At 41.0% G+C, this 3,462-nt stretch carries 2 protein-coding genes; one reads left to right on the forward strand and one right to left on the reverse strand.

The window, feature by feature from the left end:
* Window positions 1–430 precede the first annotated feature (430 nt).
* Window positions 431–1,057, reverse strand: coding sequence for a TetR/AcrR family transcriptional regulator (locus IM509_RS12615; protein ID WP_002785652.1), 627 nt, complete (start codon window positions 1,055–1,057; stop codon window positions 431–433).
* A gap of 629 nt (window positions 1,058–1,686) precedes the next feature.
* Here IM509_RS12615 and IM509_RS12620 point away from each other — a divergent pair.
* The gene (locus IM509_RS12620; protein ID WP_002785650.1) at window positions 1,687–3,195 is read left to right on the forward strand and encodes a glycosyltransferase family protein; all 1,509 of its coding nucleotides are present in this window, start codon (window positions 1,687–1,689) and stop codon (window positions 3,193–3,195) included.
* The last annotated feature ends 267 nt before the right edge of the window (window positions 3,196–3,462 follow it).

The following is a 3,462-nucleotide window of genomic DNA, read 5'->3' on the forward strand; positions in this document are numbered from 1 at the left end:
AAACTGATAGTTTTATCGACGTAAGAAGCAGAAAAATTAGCTAAATTAACAGGATGTACTCTCAGAAAATTTGAAGAGAGATAGGCTTTTAGTGGCTTGGGAACAAGCTTTATCAATTTATTCATAATAAATTTGGCAGAAGATTAAAGATTAGTTATTGTGACTAACTCTTTTGGTTAGAGAAAGATAAAATTGAGAATCTTCAGTCAAATTTATTGACTCAAAATTAGCTGTACTTAATTTAAATGAATCAACCCTACCTTGATAAGGGGGGTGCCGATCCCCCCTTAGTCCCCCCTTAATAAGGGGGGCATCTGATAATTTTTAACGCCTACCTACTTAAGTAAGCTAAAACGGATTTTAACCGCCTATCCTTAGATTAGCTGTCTCGGAGTCTCGGAGTCTCGACTAGGAAATTAATTTTGCACGACTACTTAACTAACACTCCATTCAGAAAAATTTCGGCAATACCTTCGGCCATTTCTTGTAAAGCTAAGGGGGAAGCATTGCTATCTAAAATAGTTTCACTGGAAAAACCGGCAATTGCAAACATTCCTAGAAAAACCTGGGCCACAATTTTCGGATTCATGGGACGATAGATACCACGATCGATCGCTGTTTGAAAAAAAGCCTCGGCCACATCGGTCATTTTAGCAATTACCTCCGATTGAATCCGATCTTTTAATTCGGGGTGAAATTGTGCCTCTATAAAACAAACTCGCAATAAATCGCTATTTTCTCGCATTCTCAACACCCTACGTCGCATCACCTGCGCTACCGCTTTATAACTGCCCATTTCGCTCAATTCTGTCAGCAAGTCGGTGAGAATATCCACCCATCCCCTAGTGGCCACTTCGATTAAAATCGCCTTTTTGTTGGGAAAATAACGAAATAAAGTTCCTTCTGCCACATTTGCTTTTCCTGCTAGGTCTTTGGTCGTGGTTCCTTCATAACCCTTAGCGGCAAATAAACGTAAAGCGGCCTGTAGAATACGACTACGGGTATCTTCTTCCCCAGAATTGGTCTCAGTTAGGGAACGTTGAAAAAGACTTTGCATAATTATTGACAGCTAGAACGGGATAGAGCCATTGTCATCGATCAAGTCAGGTGTTTACTCAAATGCTTCATAAAATTTTGAGTAATTGGAGTAACTTGGCCTTTAACAACGAGCGCACGAGCTTGACAATGGGCTAAGTTTCCAGCCAAGATAACCGAAAGATTTTCATTCTCCCAGATAAAGCCTAGTTCTAGACCCAAATACTAGGGCAAAACGTTGACACTTGCTCCCCTATCAATCAAACCTTACTCTGGACTGCTGAAAAACATCGTCAGTGCAAGGCTATAACCAGTATTTTCCACCATTTTTTACTGTCTCTAAACTATTATAGCGGTGTGCAGTCGTATGAGGTACAGTGTCACGAGCTATAAACCATGCTAGGCAAGGCTTGGTCTGTATCTCACTCAAGCGCTTACCGCTATATGGAAAACTACAGGCCGCATCCCACTCAGGCATGAGTATAATTACTCATTGACAAAGTTGTGAGAAAATAGAAAGAAATACAAGGAAAAAAGCCATGCTGGGGATACCCCTGCAAGAAAAAGCCCAACTAGAGAAATATCTCCTGGAAACCGCCAAAATTCTCTGAAAATATACCGAACCAGAAAAGCTCAACGACTTCGAGAATAATGAAAAACTTTCTAGACTCAACCAACCGAGGGGAAAAAAATAATTTCCTCATCCCCCTTGCCTATATCCTAGGAATAGCCCTCCCCTTTGTTTTAGTCTATTTTCTCCCCATTTACCACGTTACCGATACTTTTCTCTTTAGTAGATGGGGGGATTGTCTCGCGGCAGGTACAGTATATATGGATTGTCCTCCCAAAGTCCCCAACTATCCTAGTATAGGCATACTGGCAAGCGGCGGAGTAATTGCGGCGATAAAATCCCTATTGGGAATTAGCGAAAAAACCGAGGCTATCTACTACTTCCGTTTTTACCTAGCGTTTGTTGACGCTCTCAATTTTCTCCTTCTTACCTACCTAGCAAGAATCTTAAAATTCAAACGCCCCGTAATCATCGGTTTCAGCATTACCCTAGTGCTATTTCTCTGGGCGGCAGGTTCTCTCTGGGGACAGATTGACAACGTAGGCTTATTATTTTGCCTCCTGGCGACCATTGCTTTCTTCCAATCTTGGAGTGAGAAAAACACCCTCCTCAAAAATATCCTCTGGTTTCTCCTCGGGATGTTTAGTTTAGTCCTATTCATTCTCACTAAACAACTCTTTATTTTTTCCCTACCCTTTTTTGCCCTAGTTATCCTGACCACAGGTTACAAATTCCAGCAAAGATACCAGACTAAAGGCTTAATCTGGCTGGGAGCAACTCTACTTTTAAGCCTCGGATTTTTCCTCTACCTAGATAGCTTATTTGCAGTTCCCCTCAGACTGATTCAGTCTAGTTTCCTCTTTGTCTTAAAATCTGGTAGTGGTCACGGTGACAAAATCTCAGGAAATGGCTTTAATATCTGGATATTTCTCGGTTTAGAACCCCGCGCTTCCTCCCGAGTACCTTTTATGGATTTGCAACTAGGTAGCTGGAAAAAAGGTATCAGTCCTTACCAAGCAGGGCTTTTACTCTATGCTGGTTTCATGGGTTTTCTTATCTGTACAGGTTTAATCAAGATTTGGCAAATTCTCGCCACCAAAACCGAGGCGATTATCCCTAAATACAATCCTACCTATTTAATGGCACTTCTCTGCCTTTTCCATGGACTAAGTTACCTAGGTTTTAATATTCTTCTCAGTGGCACTCATCAGCGCTATCTCTATATAGGTTATCCTTTTATCCTGATCAGTATTATCTGGCTCTACTATCAGGATTTCCTAGTATCCAGACGCGCCCTACTCGCCTCTTTATTTGCTGCTTTTGCCTACGGTTGTTTTCTTTATTCCCAAGTCTCTAATGCTTATGTGGTACAAGCACAACAGTATTTAGGTTTTCAACAACCGCCGAATGTTCCCTTATTACCCAAGTTCTTCTTTATCTTTGAAAGACATCAGTTTCTAGGTGCTGTTCATCTGTTCTTGCTAGTCTTCCTAGTAGATATTTGGCAACAGCTAAGTAAAAGACAGATTGTTCGTCCTAGTTCAGATAATATAGTCATTCCAAATAAGTATGATGCAAGGGAAAAATAGGGTAAAATAAGGAGAAACGAGCAACCCATACAGAAAAATGTCTTATAGCCTAGACTGGAGAAAAAAAGTAGGTAGTGATCCGATAGTAGTGGCGTAGCTCTCTTGCTTATCTAGCCTGAGTTGTGTAGAATATTTAGAAGAACTCTTAGCGTCTCTGGGAACGATTAAAAAGAGCAAGAAAGTCAAGAGTGAAGTCCAAGAAATCGATGTTTGGTTTGAACCAGCCAGTTCAGCATCAAGGACGGAATTACCCTTGGGTTTACTTGC

This window comes from Microcystis sp. M31BS1, assembly GCF_020245285.1.
In the GTDB taxonomy this organism is placed as follows: Bacteria; Cyanobacteriota; Cyanobacteriia; order Cyanobacteriales; family Microcystaceae; genus Microcystis; species Microcystis panniformis.